We start from the raw sequence: 20,392 nt of genomic DNA, 5'->3' as shown, positions 1-20,392 counted from the left end.
CATGCTGACCATCAGCCAGCTCGCGTCGTACGCCGACGTCACGGTGCGTGCGGTGCGGCACTACCACGCCAAGGGACTGCTGCCCGAGCCCGGACGCGACCACTCCGGCTACCGCCGCTACGACGCCTCGGCCGTCGTGGAGCTGATCAGGATCCGCGTGCTGGCCGAGGCCGGCGTACCCCTGTCGCGCGTCCGCGAGCTGCTGGTGGCGGACGAGCAGGAGTTCGCGGCGGCGGTCGACGACATCGACGCCCGGCTGCGCGCCGAGATCCGTGAGCTGCAGCGGCACCGGCAGCGCATCGCCCGGCTCGCTGCGGGCGACAGCCTGGCCCTTCCCCCCGAGGCGGTCGCCTACCTGGACCGGCTCCGCGGGGTCGGTGTGCCGGAGGACATGGTCGGGGCGGAGCGCGACGCCTGGATCCTGGTGGGCGCCCAGCTGCCGGACCGGATGCCGTTCTACATGGAGCTCAAGAGCCAGCAGCTCGACGACCCCTCCGTCCTGGAGCTCTACGGCGACCTCGCCGAGGTCATCCGGTGGCCCGCCGACGACCCCCGTGTGGACGGCGTCGCCGACCGCCTCGCGGCGCAGTTCGAGCAGGTCCCGGACGAGGCGTGGGACCAGGAGGCGTTGCCGGACGACCTCGCGGACCTGCTCGACGCGGTGTTCATCGACTCCGTCCCGTGCGGGACCCGGCTGCTCGCGCTCCTCGAGGAGCGCGGCTACACGGGCTGGACCAACCTCAGACGCGTGGAGCCGACCGGCTGAGCGCCGACGTCAGCTCGCCGACGGCCGGGCCCGCTCCGCCAGCCGGAGCGCCGCGTGCTGCACGATCGGCAGCTCCTCGGGGTCGCGCGCGGCCTCGTGGGGCACCGCGCCGCCGAGCAGCGCGGCCGGGGTGGTGAGCCATGCCCAGGTGCGCCACGGGTCGGAACCCGAGGCCAGCAGCGGCTCCAGGACCGCCACCAGCTCGCTCCGCACCTGCCCGGCGTCATCGAGCTGGAAGGCGGGGACGAGGGTGCGTCCCTCGTGCTGGACCAGCAGCACGCTCCGGCGCTCGGCGGCCTTGTGCAGCGCGAAACGGGCGGCGTTCTCCGAGACCCCGCGGAGGCGGCCGACCTCGGCGTAGTCCACCCAGCCACCGTCGAGGAGCGCGGCCCGAACCCGGCCCTCGCGCCGCAGTCGCACCAGGGCGACGGGTACGGCGTGGGCGGGGTCGTCGCCCTCGGAGCGCAGCAGCCGGTCGAGCTCCTCGAGCCGCTCGGCGGTGAGTGCCTCCCCGGTGGCGGGGTCGTGCCAGCGCGCCACGCCCTCGCTGTCGCGGTCGAACGTCGGCAGCCCGGCCCCGGCGAGCTGCTCGGCGAGGCCCAGACCCTCCAGCCACGCGGCCAGGCCCTCGGCGAGGTCGCCGGAGCCCGGGCCGGGGCTGGAGTCGTCGTTCATCGGGTCACGTGTCGCGTGGTGCTACTTCGAGGCCTTGCGGTGCTGCGAGGCGGTCTTCGCGCGGGCGTTCGCGTCGAGGACCACCTTGCGGATGCGGACCGAGTCGGGCGTGACCTCGACGCACTCGTCGTCGCGGCAGAACTCCAGGCACTGCTCGAGGGAGAGCTTCTTCGGCGGGATCAGCTTCTCGAAGTTGTCGGACGTGGCGGACCGGATGTTGGTCTGCTGCTTCTCCTTGGTGATGTTGACGTCCATGTCGTCGGCGCGGGAGTTCTCACCGATGATCATGCCCTCGTAGACCTCGGTCGTGGGCTCGACGAACATGATCCCCCGCTCCTGCAGGTTGGTCATGGCGTACGCCGTCGCGGCACCCTTGCGGTCGGCGACCAGCGAGCCGTTCGTGCGCGAGCGGATCTCGCCGGCCCAGGGCTCGTAGCCCTCGGAGATGCCGTGGGCGATGCCGGTGCCGCGGGTGTCGGTGAGGAACTCGGTGCGGAAGCCGATGAGGCCGCGCGCCGGGACCAGGAACTCCATCCGGACCCAGCCGGTGCCGTGGTTGGTCATCGACTCCATGCGGCCCTTCCGGGAGGCGAGCAGCTCGGTGATGGTGCCGAGGTACTCCTCGGGAGCGTCGATCGTGAGGCGCTCGAAGGGCTCGTGCACCTTGCCGTTGACCTCCTTGGTGACGACCTGCGGCTTGCCTACGGTCAGCTCGAAGCCCTCACGACGCATCTGCTCGACGAGGATGGCCAGCGCCAGCTCGCCACGGCCCTGCACCTCCCACGCGTCCGGGCGCTCGGTCGGCAGGATGCGCAGCGACACGTTGCCGATGAGCTCGGAGTCGAGGCGGTCCTTGACCAGGCGGGCGGTCACCTTGCCGCCCTTGGTGCGGCCGACGAGCGGCGAGGTGTTGGTGCCGATCGTCATCGAGATGGCGGGCTCGTCGACGTGGATGAGCGGCAGTGCGACCGGGTTCTCCGCGTCGGCGAGGGTCTCGCCGATGGTGATCTCGGGGATGCCGGCGACGGCGACGATGTCACCGGGCCCGGCGCTCTGGCCGGGCTGGCGCTCGAGGCCCTCGGTGACGAGGAGCTCGGTGATCTTGACGTTCTTCACCGAGCCGTCACGACGCATCCACGCGACGGTCTGACCCTTGTTGAGCGTGCCCTCGTGGACGCGCACCAGCGCGAGGCGACCGAGGAACGGCGAGGCGTCGAGGTTGGTGACRTGCGCCTGCAGCGGCGCGCCCTCGGTGTAGACGGGGGCCGGGATGGTCTCGAGGATCGTCTTGAACAGCGGCTCGAGGTCGTCGCCCTCGGGCATGGTGCCGTCCTCGGGGGCCACGAGGCTCGCGATGCCGGCGCGACCGGACGCGTAGACGACGGGGAAGTCGAGGGCGTCCTGGCTGTGGCTCTCGTCGAGCAGGTCCATGAAGAGCTCGTAGGTCTCCTCGACGACCTCGGCGATACGGGCGTCGCTACGGTCGGTCTTGTTGACCACCAGGATCACCGGCATGTCGGCGTTGAGCGCCTTGCGCAGGACGAAGCGGGTCTGGGGGAGCGGACCCTCGGAGGCGTCCACGAGCAGCACGATGCCGTCGACCATGGACAGGCCGCGCTCGACCTCGCCACCGAAGTCGGCGTGGCCGGGGGTGTCGATGATGTTGATGACCATCGGCTCACCGCCACCAGCCGGGCCCGCGTAGTGCACGGCGGTGTTCTTCGCGAGGATGGTGATGCCCTTCTCGCGCTCGAGGTCGCCGGAGTCCATGACGCGCTCGGCGACGCTCTCGGCCTGGTGCGCCGTGAAGGCGCCGGCCTGACGGAGCATGGCGTCCACGAGCGTGGTCTTGCCGTGGTCGACGTGGGCGACGATCGCCACGTTGCGGAGGTCGGAACGCTTCTGGGACATGAAGGTACGGCGTCGCTTTCGCTGTGGTTTGTCGGAGCGCGGTGTCTGCAGCGCCCGTGACCCGGACCCGGGCCGTCGTCGAGTCTAGTGGCGGCGCGCCGTGGCTTGCGATTCGACGGCTGTGTGAGCCCGGACCCTTTCCCGCTGTCGGTCCCGTGCGGTAGTCCTGACCCATGACGACTTCTCGGACCGCCTCGTGCTCCTTCGTCCCGCCGTGGCTGCTCGAGCAGGTGGGCGCCTCCGACACCCTGGCCACCGACGCTGCGCTGCGGTCCCGGCGTGAGGAGGTCGCCAACGCACGGAGGCCCGCCGAGCCGGTCGGGCCCGGCGCGCCGGCCTGGACGGTGCACACGGCGGGCAACGCCGAGCGGCTGCCCGGCACTGTGGTGCGCACCCCGGGCACGCCCGACTCGGGCGACGTGGCGGTCGACGAGGCCGCGGCCGGGATCACCGCGACGCTCCTGATGTACGCCGAGGGTCTCGGCCGCTCGTCGTACGACGACGCCGGTGCGCCGGTGAGCCTGACGGTCCACTACGGCCGCGACTACGACAACGCGTTCTGGGACGGCACCCAGCTGGTCTTCGGCGACGGTGACGGCGACATCTTCGAGCGGTTCACCAAGCCGGTGGACGTGCTCGCGCACGAGTTCGCCCACGCGGTGACCGAGCACACCGCGGGACTCGTCTACCGCGGCCAGTCCGGCGCGCTCAACGAGTCGGTGTCCGACGTCTTCGCGATCTGCCTCAAGCAGCGGCTGCTCGGGCAGGACGCCGCGTCGGGGAGCTGGCTGATCGGCGAGGGTCTCTTCACCCCGTCGGTCGCCGCGCGCGGGCTGCGCGACATGGCCGCGCCCGGCACCGCCTACGACGACCCGCGGCTCGGCAAGGACCCGCAGCCCGCGCACATGGACGACTTCGTCGTGACCACCGACGACAACGGAGGGGTGCACATCAACTCCGGCATCCCCAACCGGGCCTTCCACCTCGCCGCGGTGGCGATCGGCGGCGCGAGCCTCGAGGGTGCCGGCCAGGTCTGGTACGACGCGCTCATCTCGGGCGACGTGTCCCCGAGCGCCGACTTCGCCGCCTTCGCCGCCGCGACCGTCGCGGTGGCGGGCGAGCACGCCGACGCCGTGCGGACCGCGTGGCAGCAGGTGGGCGTCGAGCCCGGGGAGTCGGCCGGCACCCCGGCCGGGTCGCCCGCGCCGCAGGATCGGATGGTCCGCGTCCGTCGCAGCGGCGGCTTCGCCGGGCGGACGTCGGAGGGCGAGGTCGACCTCATGGGTGACGACCCGCGGGCGGCAGCCGTCGCCGATCTCGCTGGCCGCGTCGACCTGACCCGCGTGGCCCGGCGCAAGCCGATGCCCGACATGTACGTCTACCGCTTCGAGATCGACGGCACCGAGACCGAGGTCGTCGAGCCGCTACCGTCCGACCTCGCCGAGCTGGCCCGCCTCGTGCTCGAGGCCGGCGACGACGCGCGCTGAGCGATCCGCCGGGGGCGGTTGCGGTGCACGTGCGCAGCATTGGAGCGGTAGTCGGGCGATCGGTCGTGCACATGCGCAGGAATGGAGCTGCACCAGGGCGATCGGTCGTGCACGTGCGCGACCGTCGGGGTGGACGGGCCGTCAGAGTGGCGCACGCGCGCGACCGCCGAGGGTTACTGCCCGTCAGAGTGGTGCACGCGCGCAGGGTCAGGCCAGCGCGCGGTCGAGCGCGGCCTGGACGTGCAGGGTCGTGCAGGGGAAGACCGGGAGCTCGGTGTCGGCCTGCCGGATGAGCAGCTCGAGCTCGGTGCAGCCGAGCAGCACCCCGCCCGCGCCGGCGTCCCAGAGCTCGTCGATGAGCTCGACGACGCGACGGCGGGTCCGGTCGACGACGCGGCCGTGCACGAGCTCGCCGTAGATCGCGTCGTTCAGCCACTCGTGGTGGCGCGCATCCGGGACGATCACCTCGGGACCACCGTCACTGATGCGGCTGATGAAGAACGGGTCGTTCATCGCCACGGAGGTCCCGATGAAGGCGACCTTGTCCATGCCGGCGGCCCGGCACGCCTCCGACACCACGTCGGCCAGGTGCAGCAGCGGGATGTCGACCGCCTCGGCCACCTGGTCGGCGACCTTGTGGAAGGTCGTGGTGCACAGCAGCAGGAAGTCGGCGCCCGCGCGCTCGACGCCGGTGGCGGCGTCGGCCAGCAGGGTGCCGATCTGGTCCCACTTCTCGTCGTCCTCGAGGTGGGTCAGCTCGGCGAAGTCGACGGTGCTCAGCACCAGCTTCGGCGAGGAGAGCCCGCCGAGGCGTTCCTGCACCCCGACGTTGAGGTCGCGGTAGTACACCAGGCTGGATTCCCAGCTCATGCCGCCGATGAGTCCGATGGTCTGCACGGGTGCAGTCTGGCACGCCGCGCAGACCATCGAGGAGGTCAGCGGACCCGGTGGACCCGGCCGCGTCAGCGGACCCGGTGGACCTTGTGCTGCGCCGCCTGTGCGCGCGGCTTGATGACGAGCTCGTCGATGTTGACGTGGGCCGGGCGGGTGGCCACCCAGGCGATGGCGTCGGCGACGTCCTCGGCGACCAGCGGGTCGCGGACACCGTCGTACACCGCGGCGGCCGCGTCGGCGTCGCCCCCGAAGCGGACCAGGGCGAACTCGTCCGTCCGGACCATCCCCGGGGCGATCTCGCTCACCCGGATCGGCTCGCCGTTGAGCTCGAGGCGCAGGGTCTCGGTCACCACCTTGGTGGCGTGCTTGGCCGCGGTGTAGCCGCCACCCTTCTCGTAGGCCACCCGACCGGCCGTGGACCCGACGTTGACGATGAGGCCGTCGCCGCCGGCGCGCAGGGCCGGGAGGAGGGCCTGGGTGACGCGCATCAGGCCGAGCACGTTGACGTCGTACATCGCGCGCCACTGCTCCACGTCGGCCGACTCGACCGGGTCGGAGCCGAAGGCGCCGCCGGCGTTGTTGACCAGCACGTGCAGCTCACCCCCACCCGCACCGGCCACCGCGCTCGCCAGCGCGGCTACGGAGGCGTCGTCAGTGACGTCGCAGGCGACGGCCACCCCTCCGATCTCCTGGGCCAGGGCCTCGATGCGGTCGGTACGGCGGGCGGCGCAGACGACGTGGAAGCCGGCGGCGGCCAGGGCGCGCGCGGTGGCGGCGCCGATCCCGCTCGAGGCGCCGGTGACGACGGCGGTCCGGGGGTGCTGCTCGGTCGACTGGGGGGTCTCGGTCATGGCGCCATGATGCAGGATGTGCGCCGTGATCATCGCGGCAGCAGACGGCTCGGCCCTCGGCAACCCCGGACCGGCGGGATGGGCGTGGTACGTCGACGACGACTGCTGGGCCTCGGGCGGCTGGGCCCGCGGCACCAACAACATGGGCGAGCTGATGGCGGTCCTCGACCTGCTCCAGCAGACCGCGCACGTCGACGACGAGCTGCACGTCTACTGCGACAGCACCTACGTCATCAACACCATCACCAAGTGGATGGCCGGCTGGAAGCGCAAGGGCTGGAAGAAGGGTGACGGCAAGCCCGTGATGAACCTGGAGCTGATCCAGGCCCTCGACGCCGCCATGCAGGGCCGCCGGGTCACGTTCGAGTGGGTCAAGGGCCACTCGGGCCACGTCCTCAACGAGGCGGCCGACAAGCGCGCCAACGCGGCGGCGGCGGCCTACCAGGCAGGTCGCGTGGCGGACCCGGGGCCGGGCTTCGTCGGGGCGTCCGACCGCAGCGTCCCGCAGTCGGGTCCGACCGTGGTCGAGGAGGAGCCCGACCTCTTCAGCGCCTTCGACAACGCCGGCCACGACGTCTCCGGGCTGTCCGACGAGGAGCAGGTCATCGCCCTCGAGCGCTCCGCCCTCACCGACGAGGTGCGCTCGGACCGGGGCGCCATGGCAGCCCTGCTGCACGCCGACTGGCAGGAGATCGGCCAGTCCGGGCGGCTGTGGACCCGCGAGGAGCTGCTGGGCGAGGTCGGCCCGATCGGCGCCGAGACCAGCCTGGACGTGGTGTCGGTGGAGCGGCTCTCGCCCGACTCGATCCTGCTGCTGTGGCGCAGCATCACCGACGACGGGAGCGCCCTGCGCAGCTCGATCTGGGTGCGCACCCCCCGTGGCTGGCAGCAGCGGTTCCACCAGGGCACCCGCGAGGCCTGACCGGCGCCGCCGGCTCTCGTCAACTGGCAAAGGTAAGCCTCACCTTCTATCGTCTGGCGGGTGACCACCGCCCCCGAGGTGCGCCCGACCCCGGCGCCCCTCATCGCCCACCTCGCCTCCTTCGGCGACCGCCGGGCCCTGGTCACCGCGGACGAGACCGTGACCTACGCCGACCTGGCCGAGCGGGTCGAGGTGGTCGCTGGCGCCTACGCCGGCGGTCGACGGCTGGTGCTCCTCGCGCCGGGCAACGACGTCGCCTCGGTCGTCGAGTACATCGCCGCCCTGGCCGCCGACCAGGTCGTGCTGGTCTCCTCGCCCACCGCCGCACCGGGGCTCGTGGAGGCCTACGCCCCCGACGTCGTCGCGGGCCCGCAGCGCCGCGCGTGGCGGACCGCGGAGTCCGCCCACGACCTCCACCCCGACCTGGCCCTGCTGCTGTCGACCAGCGGCTCGACCGGATCGCCCAAGCTGGTGCGGCTCGCCGGCGAGGGTGTGCTGGCCAACGCCGCCGCGATCGCGGAGGAGCTGGGGATCCGGGACACCGACCTCGCGGCCACCACCCTGCCGCTCCACTACTGCTACGGCCTCTCGGTGCTGCACAGCCACCTGCTGAGCGGCGCCGGCCTGCTGCTCACCGATCTCTCCGTCGTCGACGAGTGCTTCTGGGACCTGGTGCGCGCGCACGGCGTGACCACCGTCCCGGGCGTCCCGCACACCTTCGAGCTGCTCGAGCGCGCCGGGTTCGCCGACCGCGACGTCCCGTCCCTGCGCGCCCTCACCCAGGCCGGTGGCCGGATGCCGCCGGAGCGGGTCCGGGCGTTCGCCGAGCTGGGCCAGCGCCGCGGCTTCGACCTCTTCGTGATGTACGGCGCCACCGAGGCCACCGCCCGGATGAGCGTGCTGCCCCCGGACCTGGCCCTCCTGGCGCCCGGGTCCATCGGCCGGCCCCTGCCGGGTGCTTCCTTCGACCTGGCCCCGGTCGAGGGTGCCGTGCCGGGGGTCGGCGAGCTCGTCTTCCGCGGCCCCAACGTGATGATGGGGTACGCCGCCTCCCGCGCCGAGCTCGCCTCCGGGCGTACCGTCGAGGAGCTGCGTACCGGCGACCTGGCGCGGCAGCGCCCCGACGGGCTCTGGGAGGTCGTCGGCCGGACCAGCCGGATCGCCAAGGTCTGCGGACTGCGGATCGACCTCGACCGCGTGGAGCGGTCGCTGGCCCGGAGCGGGACCGTCGCCGCGGTCGCCGACGCGGGGGAGCGGATCGCGGTCGGTGTCGTGGACGGCGCGCGGCCCGTCGACCCGGACGTCGTACGCCGCGCAGCCGCCGACGCCGCCGGGCTCGCGCCCACCGGCGTGGCGGTCGTGGTCCTGCCGGACCTGCCCCGACTGGCCAACGGCAAGGTCGACCACCGCGCGCTCGCGGCGCTGGTCCGCGACGAGCACGAGGTGGGCATGGAGGGCCTCGGCGACGCCCGCATCTCGCCGGCCGACGTGACCGCCCTGCTGGCCCGGCTGCTCGGGCGCCCCGACGCTCGTCCCACCGACTCGTTCGTCGCCCTCGGCGGCGACTCGCTGTCCTACGTCGAGGTGTCCCTGCGTCTCGAGGACCTGCTCGGCCACCTGCCCACGGGGTGGCCGACGCTGCCGGCCACCGCGCTCGCCGAGGCCGTGCCGTCCGGCCGGCGTCGCCGCGGCGTGGCGGTCGAGACCAACGTCGTGCTGCGGGCGCTGGCCATCGTGACCATCGTCGGGTCCCACGCCAACCTCTTCACGCTGCTCGGCGGTGCCCACGTGCTGCTGGCCATCGCCGGCTTCAACCTCGGACGCTTCCAGCTCGGCGACCGGTCCCGGAGGGACCGGACTCGGGCGATCCTGCGGGGCCTGGCCCGGGTGGTGGTGCCCTCGGTGGCGGTCATCGGGGTCGTCGCCGCGCTCACGCGTGACATCACCTGGAAGCAGGCGGCGCTCATCACCGCCTTCACCGAGTGGAGCTGGTCCGAACCCCGCTGGAGCTACTGGTTCATCGAGGCGCTGACGCTCGCGGTTGTGGTGCTCGCCGGGATCCTCGCCGTGCCCGCCGTGGACCGGGCGACGCGTCGGCACCCGTTCGCGACGCCCGTGGTGCTCACCCTGGTGCTGCTACCGACCCGCTACGACCTCGTCGGCATGCCCGGCGACCACGTGCACCGTGCCCACGGCGTGCTCTGGCTGCTCACCCTCGGCTGGGCGATGTCCCAGGCCAGGACGACCGCCCAGCGGCTGGTCGTCTCGGTCCTCGCGGTCGCCCTGGTCCCGGGGTTCTTCTCGGTCGGCGGCGTCGAGCGGACCGTCTACCTGACGCTGGGCCTGCTCGCGCTGGCCTGGGTGCCGCGGGTGCGCCTGCCTGCGGCGGCGGCGTACGTCATCGGCGTGGTGGCCGCCTCCTCGCTGTGGATCTACCTCCTGCACTGGCGGGTCTACCCCTGGTTCGAGGTCCAGTGGCCGCTGCTCGCGACCCTGCTCTCCCTCGCGGTCGGCGTCGCGGCAGCGACCGTCGTACGCCGTGCGGCAGCGACCGTCGTACGCCGTGGCGAGCACTCCCTCCTCGGGGTGGGGCGCCGGTGGGGGAATCGCTGACAGGCTGACGGTGTTGTGCTGGGTTGGCGCCCCTCGTGTCGTGGTCATCCCTGTGGCCGGGCGCCCCCGACGAGAGGACGCCTGAGTGGACCGGGTCGCCATGATCAGCCTGCACACCTCGCCGCTCGACCAGCCGGGGACGGGTGACGCGGGTGGCATGAACGTGTACGTCATCGAGCTGTCGCGCCGCCTGGCGCGCCAGGGCATCGCGGTCGACGTCTTCACGCGTGCCACGTCGTCGTCGCTGCCGCCGGTGGTCGAGGTGCCGGGCACGGACGGCGCGGTGCTGGTGCGCCACGTGGCGGCCGGCCCCTTCGAGGGGCTGACCAAGGCCGAGCTGCCCGGCCAGCTGTGCACCTTCGCCCGCGAGGTGCTGCGCGCCGAGGCGGCCCACCCGTTCGGCCACTACGACGTCGTGCACTCCCACTACTGGCTCTCCGGGCAGGTGGGCGCCCTGGCCCGCGACCGCTGGCAGGTGCCGYTCGTGCACTCCATGCACACCATGGCCAAGGTCAAGAACGACGCGCTCGCCGAGGGCGACACCCCCGAGCCGGTCGCGCGCCTGATCGGTGAGGAGCAGGTCGTCCAGGCCGCCGACCTGCTGGTCGCCAACACCGACCTCGAGGCCAAGCAGCTCATCAACCTGTACGACGCCGACCCCACGCGCGTCGAGGTGATCCACCCCGGCGTGGACCTCGAGGTCTTCCGGCCGATGGACCGCGCCCGGGCCCGGCGCGACCTCGACCTGCCGGCCGACGCGATCGTGCTGATGTTCGCCGGGCGCATCCAGCCGCTCAAGGCGCCCGACGTGCTGCTGCGGGCGGTCTCGGTACTGCTCGACCAGGACCCGTCGCTGCGCTCGCGCCTCGTCGTCCCCGTCGTCGGCGGGCCCTCCGGCAGCGGGCTCGAGCACCCCGAGTCGCTCGCGCAGCTCTCCTACGAGCTCGGGCTCGACGGGGTGGTGCGGTTCGTCCCGCCCGTGGCGCAGGACGAGCTGGCCCGGTGGTGCGCCGCGTCCACGGCGGTCGCCGTGCCGTCGTACAACGAGTCCTTCGGGCTCGTCGCCGCCGAGGCGCAGGCGACCGGCACCCCCGTGGTCGCCGCCGCCGTGGGCGGCCTGACGACCGTCGTCGCCGACGGCCGCAGCGGGCTGCTCGTGGACGGACACGAGCCGCGGGACTGGGCCGCGGCCCTGCGTCGGCTCATCGACGACCCGGAGCTGACCGCCCGCCTCGGCGAGGGGGCGCTGGCCCAGGCCCGGGAGTTCTCGTGGGAGCGCACGGCCGAGCGCACRCTCCAGGCCTACCGCGCGGCCCGCACCCTGATGCGTGATGAGATGACGGTGTGACCCACCCCGACGTCGCCGCCACCATCCGCGGTTACCTCGACGGCAACGACATCAAGTACGTCGAGGACCGTCCGGGAGTCTTCTCGCTGACGCTCCCGGGAGAGAAGAAGCTCCAGACGCCGGTGCGTCTCGACGTGGGAGAGCACGCGCTCGGCGTGCACGCCTTCGTGTGCCGCAACCCCGACGAGAACCACGCCCGCGTCTACCGCTGGCTGCTCGAGCGCAACCTGCGGATGTACGCCGTGGCCTTCGCCGTCGACCACACCGGTGACATCTACCTCGACGCGCGGCTGCCGCTGTCCGCGGTCACCGACGACGAGCTCGACCGCCTCCTCGGCTCGGTGCTCTCGCACGCCGACGAGTCCTTCAACGCCATCCTCGAGCTGGGCTTCGCGACCTCGATCCGCAAGGAGTGGGAGTGGCGGATCTCCCGCGGGGAGTCGACCCGCAACCTCGACGCCTTTCGGGGCTGGCTGGAGGCCGGGACCGATCCCGATCCCGACCTCTCGTCCTGATTCCTGAGGGGCGGCTCAGCCGTTGCCCGCCGTGACGGTGGACGTGAGCGCGCCGACCTTGGTGGCCATGATGACCGCGTTGAGCCCGAGGCGTACCTGGCTGGCTGCCGGGGTCAGCACCTGGATCGTGATCGTGGTCGTGGGCGCGGTGAGGTCGACCGCGGCCATGTTGACGCAGGTGAAGCCGCCGAGCCCTCCGGCGACCGCTCCGCTGAGGGTGACGAACGTGCTGTCCACCGTCGTGACGCCGTTGAGCATCTGGCACTCGGCGGTCTTGGGGGCACCCGACACGTCGTCGATGCCCATCTTGGAGATGATCGTGTACTTGCCGGCGGCCAGGGTCAGTCGCTTCACGACCACCGTGGAGCTGGCCGGGTTGGCGCCGCTACCGTCGGTTCGACGGGCGGAGTAGGCGTTGCTGGGGCCCGGCAGGCCCGCCACGCCCGGGACACCCTGGGCGCCCTGTGGTCCGGTCTGACCACGGAGGGACTTCTTCGCCTTCTTGGAGATGTCGTTGCTCTTGAGGGTCTTGTTCTTGATGTCGGCCGAGGTGATCGAGCCGTTTTTGATCTGCTTGCCGGTGATCTGGGAGGCCGCGTACGCCGTCCCTCCGACCGCAAGGCAGAGCACGAGAAGCGCTACCCCCATCTGTGGAGAGATGAGGGAGTGTCGCAGTCGCGACCAGAAAGAAGTTTCCATACTTTGACAGTCCGCCCATCACCGCCGGCGGTCAATCGACACTCTGTGCTAGTCACCTTTGCCTGCGGCAGGCGCCGCGGCACTCAGACGCGGGCCGTACGCCGCGCCAGCAGCACCCCGGCGATGYACAGCGCCCCGCCCACGAAGGACAGCAGCGGCGGCACCTCGTCGAGCAGCAGCCACGCCATCAGGGCGGTCACGAACGGCACCAGGAACGTCGACTGGGCGAACTTCCCGGCGTCGGCGTGGGACAGCGCGAAGGCCCACGTGGTGAAGGCGATCGCGCTCGGGAAGACGCCGAGGTAGACGATCCACCCGATGGTGTCGACGCTCGCGTCGCCGACGACCCCGACCAGCTCGCCGGACCACGGCAGGCAGACCGCGGCACCCACGACGGCGTACCAGAAGGTGAGGTCCAGGGGCCGGATGGTGGGCAGCAGCTTCTTCTGGGTGAGCACGCCGACAGCGAAGGTGACGGCGGCGACCACCGCCAGGAGCACGCCGACCAGGTCGCCGTTGCCTCCGCTGGAGGTCGCGCGCCCGATCAGCACCACGCCGCCGAATCCGACCGCCATGCCGATGACCACCCAGCGCGTGAGCCGCTCGCCGAGGAAGAACGTCGCCAGCAGCGCGACCAGGATCGGGCCGATCTGCACCAGCAGGGCAGCCGTGGCGGCGTCGATGCGCCGCTCGGACTCGTTGAGGGCGAGGTTGTAGACGCCGAACCAGCTCGCGCCACCCGCGACGATGAGTGGCCACTCGCGCCGCGTGGGCAGCCGCGGGATGCGTCCGCGCATCAGCACCAGCAGGGCCAGCACCATGACGAGGAGCCGCGCCAGGCTCAGGCTGCCGGGGGGCACGCTCTCGCCGAGGTGTCGGATCCCGACGAACGCGCTCGCCCACAGCACCAGGGTGGTGGCCACCGCGGCGAGCGGGAGCCAGGTGCGGGTGGGGGCGGGGGAGACGTCGATCGTGGTGGTCACTGGTCAAGACTACGGACGCCCATGACCCGCGCACATGCGGGTTTCGGACGTCGTACGACGAGATCCCGCCTGGATAAGTCCCCGCTCAGCCGGGGAGTCTGTCACTGTGTGACGGTTGCAACCCCCTCCCAGTGACAGAGTCCCCGCTCAGCCGGGGACTTATCCACGGGGGTCAGAGGTCGAGCTTGTAGCCCAGCCCGCGCACGGTGACGAGGAACTTCGGCTCGCTCGGGTCCGGCTCGAGCTTGGCGCGCAGCCGCTTGACGTGCACGTCGAGCGTCTTGGTGTCGCCGACGTAGTCGGAGCCCCACACGCGGTCGATGAGCTGGCCCCGCGTGAGCACCCGGCCGGGGTTGCGCAGGAACATCTCGAGGAGCTCGAACTCCTTGAGCGGCAGCCGCTGCTCGACGCCCCCCACGGTGACGACGTGGCGCTCGACGTCCATGCGGACCGGGCCCGCCTCGAAGGTGTCGGGCGCCAGGTCCGGCTCGGCGCCGCGGCGCAGCACGGCGCGGATGCGGGCGACGAGCTCGCGGGGCGAGTAGGGCTTGGTGACGTAGTCGTCGGCCCCGAGCTCGAGCCCGACGACCTTGTCGACCTCGTCGTCCTTGGCGCTCACCATGATCACCGGCACGCTCGACGTCTGGCGGATCGCCCGGCACACCTCCGTGCCGGGCAGGCCCGGGAGCATCAGGTCCAGGAGCACGATGTCGGCCCCGTTGCGCTCGAACTCGGTCAGCGCGCTGTTGCCGTCCGCGGCGATGGCCACCTCGTAGCCCTCCTTGCGGAGCATGTAGGCGAGCGCGTCGCTGTAGCTCTCTTCGTCCTCGACGACGAGTACCCGGGTCACCGGCGTACCTCCTGCGTTGAATCCCCGACGCCTCGGTCGGGTTGGGGGCGGGAATGGATCGGGGGGCGACCGGACGTGTCGCGCGGGGCGACGACGGTGACGGGCGCGGTGGGACCGGCGAGCCGGGTGCTCGACTGCGAGCTGAGGGGGAGCGTGAGGGTGAACGTCGAGCCCTGCCCCTCGACCGACCACACGCTGACGTCGCCCCCGTGGGTGGCGGCGACGTGCTTGACGATGGAGAGACCGAGGCCGGTGCCGCCGGTGGAGCGGTGGCGGGCGGGGTCGACGCGGTAGAAGCGCTCGAAGATGCGGCCGATCTCCCGCGCGGGGATGCCGATGCCCTGGTCGACCACCGAGATCTGCGCGGTGTCGCCCATCGACTTGGTGCTCACGAGCACCCGGGAGCCGCCGTTGGAGTAGTGCACCGCGTTGGCCACCAGGTTGCTCACGGCGGCCCCGATCTGCTCGGCGGAGCCGAAGACCTCCAGGTCGTGGTCCCCGCGGGTCACCAGGGTGATGTCCTTGGCGGCGGCGTCGATGGCGCTGTGGTCGACCGCGGCCGCCACCACGTCGTCGAGGCGCACCTGCACCGGCATCTCGAGCGGGTCGTCGCCCTGCAGGCGCGACAGCTCGATGATCTGCTGGACCAGGCGGGAGAGCCGGTCGCTCTCGTGCAGCATCCGGCGGGCGAAGCGCTGCACGGCCTCGGGGTCGTCGGCCGCGTCGTCGACGGCCTCGGCCAGCAGCCGGATGGCGCCGACGGGGGTCTTGAGCTCGTGGCTGACGTTGGCCACGAAGTCGCGCCGTACCGCCTCGACCCGACGCTCACGGGTGCGGTCCTCCACCAGCGCCAGCACCAGCTTCGAGCCCAGGGGGGCGACGCGGGCCACGACGGTGCGGGCCGAGGAGCGGTCGCCGGCCAGCTCCATCTCGGCCTCTCGGATCTGCCCGTCGCGGCGTACGACGTGGATCAGGTCGCGCAGGTCCTCGACGAGGACCTCGTTGCCGCGCACCAGCCCGAAGGCGTACGCCGGTGCGGACGCCTTGAGGACGTGGTCCTCGGCGTCCACGACCACGGCCGAGGAGCGCAGGACCGACAGCACGGCGGCCACGCCCGGCGGCACGAGAGGCTCGTCGACGTGCGGGACGCGGCGCTGCTGGTGGTCGCTGATGTGCCAGGCGAGCACGGCGCCACCGGCGACGATCGCTCCCATGACGGCTGCCAGCGCTGCCTGGGTCGTCGGGTCCACACCTCGATCGTACGCACGTCGAGACCCCACGATCCGCCTCTGGACGCCCCACAGCCAGTCCTGTGCCCACTGTTCACCACGCGTTCACCGCAGGCGGCCGGGAGGGCGTGCCGGGCCACCTAGGCTGCCGTCCATGCGTGAGGCCTTCCAGGACCAGCTCGATGCCATCTTCACCGACCTCGCCGAGATCTGCGGCCAGGTGGAGGTGGCCGTACGTCGTGCGACCGAGGCGCTGCTCAGCGGCGACGCCGCCACCGCCGAGCAGGTCATCAGCGCCGACGAGGCGATCGACCACAACCGCGAGCGGATCGAGGACAACGCCTTCGCGCTCCTCTCCCTCCAGCAGCCCGTCGCCGGCGACCTGCGGATGATCGTCTCGGCCCTGCGGATGGTCAGCGAGCTCGAGCGGATGGGCGACCTCTCCGTGCACGTCGCCAAGATCGCCCGTCTCCGGGTGCCCAACGTGGCCGTGCCCGACGAGATCCGCCCGACGCTGGAGCGGATGGCCGAGGTTGCCGAGGACATGGTCCGCCGGGTGCACGCGATCATCACCGAGCGAGATGTCGAGGCCGCGATCGAGCTCGGTCGCGACGACGAGATCATGGACCAGCTGCGCCRCCGCTCGTTCGTGCAGCTGCTCAGCGACGACTGGGCGCACGGCGTCGAGGCGGCCGTCGACATCGCCCTGCTCGGCCGCTACTACGAGCGGATCGCCGACCACGCGGTCTCGGTGGCCAACCGGGTCGTCTTCGTCGTCACCGGGCAGCAGGTCAACCGCAACGACGACTGACGCTCAGCGGCCCTGGTTGGCGACGGCCGCCGCGGCGGCGGCAGCGGCCTCGGGGTCGAGGTACTCGCCGCCGGGGACCGTGGGCGCCAACGACTCGTCGAGGCGGTAGACCAGCGGCATGCCGGTGGGGATGTTGAGCCCGGCGATGTCCTCGTCGGAGATGCCGTCGAGGTGCTTGACCAGGGCGCGCAGGCTGTTGCCGTGCGCGGCGACCAGCACGGTCCGCCCGGCCTGCAGGTCGGGCACGATCTCGGCCTCCCAGTAGGGCAGGAAGCGGGCGATGACGTCCTTGAGGCACTCGGTGCGCGGCATCTCGTCGCCGAGGTCGGCATAGCGGGGGTCGCCGACCTGCGAGTACTCGTCGTCGTCCTCGATGGGCGGCGGCGGGGTGTCGAAGGATCGGCGCCAGAGCATGAACTGCTCCTCGCCGTACTCCTCGAGGGTCTGCTTCTTGTCCTTGCCCTGGAGGGCCCCGTAGTGACGCTCGTTGAGGCGCCAGGAGCGCTTGACCGGGATCCAGTGCCGGTCGGCGGCGTCGAGGGAGAGGTGGGCGGTGGTGATCGCGCGCCGCTGCAGCGAGGTGTGCACGACGTCCGGGAGCAGCCCGGCACCGACCAGCAGCTCGCCGCCGCGGACGGCCTCGGCGCGCCCCTTGTCGGTGAGGTCGACGTCGACCCACCCGGTGAAGAGGTTCTTGGCGTTCCAGTCGCTCTCGCCGTGCCGGAGCAGGACCAGGGTGTACGTCATGGGTGGGTCTCCTCCGTGCGGGCGGGGATCACTGGGTGGCGGACTCGGTGTCGCTCGGCTCGTCGGCGGGGGCCGGCTCGCCGTCGAGGCCCTCGAAGTAGCCGGAGTTGGGCACGACCGGGACCTCGACGGCGGTGCGCTCTCCGTTGTCGAAGCCGAGCGAGACCTTGACGAAGTCACCGGCCTCGAAGTCGCCGGTGAGCGTGAGGTCGGCGGGCGGGTCGGCGAGGTTGACCAGGGACCCGGGGGCGATCTCGACGGGCTCGAAGTCGGCCACCGTCAGGTCGCTGCCCTCGGTGGAGGTGATCTCCGTGAGGGTGGCGGGCTCCGTGGTGGAGTTGTTGGACAGGGACGCGATGAACGTGCCGGAACCGGGCTCGGTGGACACGACCACGGCGCCCAGCACGTCGACGACACCGTCGCGGTTGTTGGCGCCGTTGGCGGGCGTGTAGTAGCGGTCGGTGGCCTTGTCGAACCCGCACGACGTCAGGGCCGGCGCGGTGAGGGCCAGCGCGGCGGCGGTGAGCGCGAAGGAGCGTCGGAGCTGCATGGCGCACAGCGTAGCGCCGACTCAGGTCAGGCCGAYGGCCTGCCCGACAACCAGCAGTGCGACGACCACCAGCCCCGTGAAGACGCTGGCCAGCACCAGGAGTCGAGGCGCACCCGTGCGCAGCGCGATCCGCAGCGGGAGGTGGCGCCGGCCGTCCCGGTTGTCCGGGACCAGCCCCGGCAGCGCCCGCAGGACGTGGACCCCGACCCCGAGCAGCGCGGCCAGCACGGTCATCGCGATGGTCGGGGGCGTGTCGGCGCCCTGGCCGTTCCACCCGCCGTACGCCAGGTAGGCCGGGTAGAGGGCGAACTGGACCGCCCAGGGCAGCCACGAGAGCACGCTGCCCCGCAGCACGCGGTTGGCGAGCACGCCCACGACGACGGCGGCGAGGTAGGAGGCGCCGGCGACCGTCCCCGCGGAGACGGAGAGGGGTACGACGAGCAGTGCGGCGCAGAGGAGGGTGAACCACACCGTGCCGGGCTCCAGAAGCCCCTGGGCCAGCGGCTTGCCCGGCAGCTCGTGGCGCGCGTCGTCCGTGCGGTCGACGAGGTCGTTGTCCCAGCCCTGGATGGCCTGCCCCACCAGCACGGTGGCGACCACCAGCCCGATCTCACGCAGCGGGCGCCCGGCGAGGCCGGCGGCCACCCCCATCCCGAGCGCCGTGAGCACGGCCTGTCGCGGGTGTGCGGCCCGCACGAGGAGCACCGGGAGGCTGCGCGCGAGGGGAAAGCCGCGGCGAGCGGGTCCGGCCTGGGTCGACATGCCCCGCAGTATCGACCAGAGGGACGATCGGCGCGGTCATCCGGTGCGATTCACCGTGCCGTCCCCGGCCCCGCGCGACCCCTCCGAAGGGGTGTCCGCACCATACGATCCAGCGTCTGTCAAGCCCGCGCATGCCCCCTGACCTGCACAAACGATGTCGGAGGTGTCGCGAACGCGTGTTAGACTGGTCACCTAGAAAGAGGGGTACAAGTACATGACTTTCACCGTCGGCGAAACGGTTGTCTACCCGAACCACGGGGCCGCAGTCATCGAGGACATCGAGATGCGGACCATCAAGGGCGAGGACCGTCAGTACCTCGTGCTGCGGATCGTTGCTCAGCAGGACCTCGTGGTCCGCGTCCCGGCCATGAACCTCGACCTCGTCGGGGTTCGCGACGTGGTCGACAAGGAGGGCCTCGACCGTGTGTTCGACGTCCTCCGGGCCGCGCACGTGGAGGAGCCGACCAACTGGTCGCGCCRCTACAAGGCCAACCTCGAGAAGCTCCACTCCGGCGACGTCATGAAGGTCGCCGAGGTCGTGCGTGACCTGTGGCGCCGCGAGCGTGACCGGGGCCTGTCGGCCGGCGAGAAGCGGATGCTGGCCAAGGCGCGCCAGATCCTGGTCTCCGAGCTGGCCCTGGCCGAGCACACCAACGAGGACAAGGCCGAGGCCATCCTCGACGAGGTCCTCGCGTCCTGAGCGGTTCCTGACTCTCAGCGAAGCCCCCGACAGCCTGCTGTCGGGGGCTTCGTCGTGTCTCGGGGTGTGGGTCACGGGCGGTGCGGGGGCCCGAGGTCCTACGGTGGTCGCACCATGAGTGACGAGGCGTACGACGAACGCGAGCCGATCCCGGCCCTGGGCCTGGTGCTCGACGAGGACCGCGGTGCCCTGCCCTACTCCCTGATCCACGGCGAGGCCCTGGTGGCCTGCGCGGCCTGGGCGCTCGGGGGCGCCGGGGTGACCCCGGTGGACGTCGGAGTGCCGTGGTCGAGCGTGCAGACCGCCGAGGAGGCGGTCGTGCTGCACGACGCGCTGTGCCCGATGACCCCCGCCGGCTWCATCGCCCGCTGCGTGGAGCAGGCGGTCGAGCACGACGCCGTGGTGGTCGCCGTACGACCGGTCACCGACACCGTCAAGCACGTGGACGACGGACGCGTGGGGGCCACCGTCGACCGGGAGGGGTTGCTGGCCCCGTCCTCACCCGTCGTGCTGCCGCCGTCGGTGGTCCGGGCGCTCGACGACTTCCCCGGCCAGGACCTGGCCGCGGTCGTCGCCCGGCTGCGTGGACAGCACGCGATCGAGACGGTCGAGGCGCCCCCGGAGGCGCGTCGGGTCACCAGCGCCGAGGACATCGCGCTCCTCGAGGCCCTCACCGGCGAGGCCCCGACCCCGTTCTAGTCGCGCGCCGCGACCAGCCGGCCCGCGATCACGACGTCCTCGGGGAAGGTGACCTTGAGGTTGAGCGGGCTGCCCGGGACCGCGGCGACGTCGCCGTCGGCGTACCGGGCGAAGCAGGCGGCCGTGTCGGTGCCCTCGAAGCCCTCCTCCCGGGCGRCGTCGTAGGCCGCGAGCAGCGGCCCGGCGCGGAAGGCCTGCGGGGTCTGCACCGTGCCCAGCGACCCCGCGACGGGGTCCAGCGCGGTGCTGAGGAGGCCCTCGACGGGTACGACGGGGATGGCGCCGCCGTGCTCGCGGGCGGAGGCGATCGTCGCGGCGAAGAGGTCGCCGCCGGCGAGCGGGCGGGCGCCGTCGTGGACGGCCACCACGTCGACCCGGCC

At 72.2% G+C, this 20,392-nt stretch carries 21 protein-coding genes; 9 read left to right on the top strand and 12 right to left on the bottom strand.

Annotation, left to right across the window (positions count from 1 at the left end; translation table 11 throughout):
* The first annotated feature begins 1 nt into the window (after window position 1).
* Window positions 2-766 carry a MerR family transcriptional regulator gene (locus tag AC1DQF_RS15025; RefSeq protein ID WP_477526024.1) on the top strand — a complete coding sequence of 255 codons (765 nt, stop codon included), beginning with the start codon at window positions 2-4 and terminating at the stop codon, window positions 764-766.
* Between the two features lie 9 nt (window positions 767-775).
* Here the strand turns inward: AC1DQF_RS15025 and AC1DQF_RS15020 are convergent, their stop codons facing one another.
* Together AC1DQF_RS15020 and typA are read right to left on the bottom strand one after the other, a co-directional pair.
* Window positions 776-1,441: a hypothetical protein gene (locus tag AC1DQF_RS15020; protein ID WP_477526023.1), complete on the bottom strand. Its 666-nt coding sequence runs from the start codon at window positions 1,439-1,441 to the stop codon at window positions 776-778.
* Between the two features lie 21 nt (window positions 1,442-1,462).
* Complete coding sequence (gene typA / locus AC1DQF_RS15015) at window positions 1,463-3,352, bottom strand: translational GTPase TypA (protein WP_477526022.1); 1,890 nt, start codon at window positions 3,350-3,352, stop codon at window positions 1,463-1,465.
* Between the two features lie 173 nt (window positions 3,353-3,525).
* Between typA and AC1DQF_RS15010 the strand changes: the two genes are divergently transcribed.
* Window positions 3,526-4,839, top strand: a complete 1,314-nt coding sequence (locus AC1DQF_RS15010) for a M4 family metallopeptidase (RefSeq protein ID WP_477526021.1) — start codon at window positions 3,526-3,528, stop codon at window positions 4,837-4,839.
* Between the two features lie 207 nt (window positions 4,840-5,046).
* Here AC1DQF_RS15010 and AC1DQF_RS15005 read toward each other — a convergent pair whose 3' ends face one another.
* A complete protein-coding gene (locus AC1DQF_RS15005) occupies window positions 5,047-5,736 on the bottom strand; it encodes an aspartate/glutamate racemase family protein (protein ID WP_477526020.1) in 690 nt (229 codons plus the stop codon).
* A gap of 65 nt (window positions 5,737-5,801) precedes the next feature.
* A complete protein-coding gene (locus tag AC1DQF_RS15000; protein WP_477526019.1) occupies window positions 5,802-6,584 on the bottom strand; it encodes an SDR family oxidoreductase in 783 nt (260 codons plus the stop codon).
* Between the two features lie 25 nt (window positions 6,585-6,609).
* On the opposite strand from AC1DQF_RS15000, the gene AC1DQF_RS14995 reads away from it, so the two are divergent.
* The 4 genes from AC1DQF_RS14995 (at window position 6,610) to AC1DQF_RS14980 (ending at window position 11,982) form a co-directional block, all read left to right on the top strand.
* Window positions 6,610-7,506, top strand: a complete 897-nt coding sequence (locus AC1DQF_RS14995; RefSeq protein ID WP_477526018.1) for an RNase H family protein — start codon at window positions 6,610-6,612, stop codon at window positions 7,504-7,506.
* A gap of 60 nt (window positions 7,507-7,566) precedes the next feature.
* Complete coding sequence (locus AC1DQF_RS14990) at window positions 7,567-10,119, top strand: AMP-binding protein (protein WP_477526017.1); 2,553 nt, start codon at window positions 7,567-7,569, stop codon at window positions 10,117-10,119.
* An 85-nt stretch (window positions 10,120-10,204) separates the two neighbouring features.
* Entirely contained in the window at window positions 10,205-11,467 is a 1,263-nt protein-coding gene (mshA, locus tag AC1DQF_RS14985; RefSeq protein WP_477526016.1) for a D-inositol-3-phosphate glycosyltransferase, read from the top strand.
* Entirely contained in the window at window positions 11,464-11,982 is a 519-nt protein-coding gene (locus AC1DQF_RS14980; RefSeq protein WP_477526015.1) for a type III secretion system chaperone family protein, read from the top strand. The genes mshA and AC1DQF_RS14980 overlap by 4 nt, the downstream gene beginning before the upstream one ends.
* Window positions 11,983-11,997: 15 nt before the next feature.
* On the opposite strand, the gene AC1DQF_RS14975 is transcribed toward AC1DQF_RS14980, so the two are convergent.
* The 4 genes from AC1DQF_RS14975 to AC1DQF_RS14960 form a co-directional block, all read right to left on the bottom strand.
* Complete coding sequence (locus tag AC1DQF_RS14975; RefSeq protein ID WP_477526014.1) at window positions 11,998-12,630, bottom strand: hypothetical protein; 633 nt, start codon at window positions 12,628-12,630, stop codon at window positions 11,998-12,000.
* Window positions 12,631-12,764: 134 nt separating this feature from the next.
* The gene (locus tag AC1DQF_RS14970) at window positions 12,765-13,664 is read right to left on the bottom strand and encodes a DMT family transporter (RefSeq protein WP_477526013.1); all 900 of its coding nucleotides are present in this window, start codon (window positions 13,662-13,664) and stop codon (window positions 12,765-12,767) included.
* 172 nt (window positions 13,665-13,836) lie between these two features.
* Window positions 13,837-14,514, bottom strand: a complete 678-nt coding sequence (locus tag AC1DQF_RS14965; RefSeq protein WP_477526012.1) for a response regulator — start codon at window positions 14,512-14,514, stop codon at window positions 13,837-13,839.
* Window positions 14,511-15,764 carry a sensor histidine kinase gene (locus tag AC1DQF_RS14960; protein WP_477526011.1) on the bottom strand — a complete coding sequence of 418 codons (1,254 nt, stop codon included), beginning with the start codon at window positions 15,762-15,764 and terminating at the stop codon, window positions 14,511-14,513. The genes AC1DQF_RS14965 and AC1DQF_RS14960 overlap by 4 nt, the downstream gene beginning before the upstream one ends.
* A 133-nt stretch (window positions 15,765-15,897) precedes the next feature.
* On the opposite strand from AC1DQF_RS14960, the gene phoU reads away from it, so the two are divergent.
* Window positions 15,898-16,554, top strand: a complete 657-nt coding sequence (gene phoU, locus AC1DQF_RS14955; protein ID WP_477526010.1) for a phosphate signaling complex protein PhoU — start codon at window positions 15,898-15,900, stop codon at window positions 16,552-16,554.
* A 3-nt stretch (window positions 16,555-16,557) separates the two neighbouring features.
* Here phoU and AC1DQF_RS14950 read toward each other — a convergent pair whose 3' ends face one another.
* Genes AC1DQF_RS14950 through AC1DQF_RS14940 form a run of 3 tightly spaced genes read right to left on the bottom strand, consistent with a single transcriptional unit; the run spans window position 16,558 to window position 18,613 of the window.
* Window positions 16,558-17,301 carry a phosphoglyceromutase gene (locus tag AC1DQF_RS14950; RefSeq protein WP_477526009.1) on the bottom strand — a complete coding sequence of 248 codons (744 nt, stop codon included), beginning with the start codon at window positions 17,299-17,301 and terminating at the stop codon, window positions 16,558-16,560.
* Between the two features lie 28 nt (window positions 17,302-17,329).
* Window positions 17,330-17,851 (bottom strand): copper chaperone PCu(A)C, encoded by a 522-nt coding sequence (locus AC1DQF_RS14945; RefSeq protein WP_477526008.1) that lies wholly within the window; start codon window positions 17,849-17,851, stop codon window positions 17,330-17,332.
* Window positions 17,852-17,872: 21 nt separating this feature from the next.
* Window positions 17,873-18,613 carry a UbiA family prenyltransferase gene (locus AC1DQF_RS14940; RefSeq protein ID WP_477526007.1) on the bottom strand — a complete coding sequence of 247 codons (741 nt, stop codon included), beginning with the start codon at window positions 18,611-18,613 and terminating at the stop codon, window positions 17,873-17,875.
* A 214-nt stretch (window positions 18,614-18,827) separates the two neighbouring features.
* On the opposite strand from AC1DQF_RS14940, the gene AC1DQF_RS14935 reads away from it, so the two are divergent.
* Together AC1DQF_RS14935 and AC1DQF_RS14930 are read left to right on the top strand one after the other, a co-directional pair.
* The gene (locus AC1DQF_RS14935; RefSeq protein WP_477526006.1) at window positions 18,828-19,313 is read left to right on the top strand and encodes a CarD family transcriptional regulator; all 486 of its coding nucleotides are present in this window, start codon (window positions 18,828-18,830) and stop codon (window positions 19,311-19,313) included.
* A 114-nt stretch (window positions 19,314-19,427) separates the two neighbouring features.
* On the top strand, window positions 19,428-20,012 hold the full coding sequence (locus AC1DQF_RS14930; protein ID WP_477526005.1) for an IspD/TarI family cytidylyltransferase: 585 nt from the start codon (window positions 19,428-19,430) through the stop codon (window positions 20,010-20,012).
* Here the strand turns inward: AC1DQF_RS14930 and AC1DQF_RS14925 are convergent.
* Window positions 20,009-20,392: IspD/TarI family cytidylyltransferase (locus tag AC1DQF_RS14925; protein WP_477526004.1), on the bottom strand; the 384-nt coding region annotated here is incomplete at its 5' end. The genes AC1DQF_RS14930 and AC1DQF_RS14925 overlap by 4 nt on opposite strands.

The sequence above is a fragment of the Nocardioides sp. P4_G4 genome (assembly GCF_056401085.1).
This window is presented reverse-complemented; position numbering and strand designations above follow the sequence as displayed.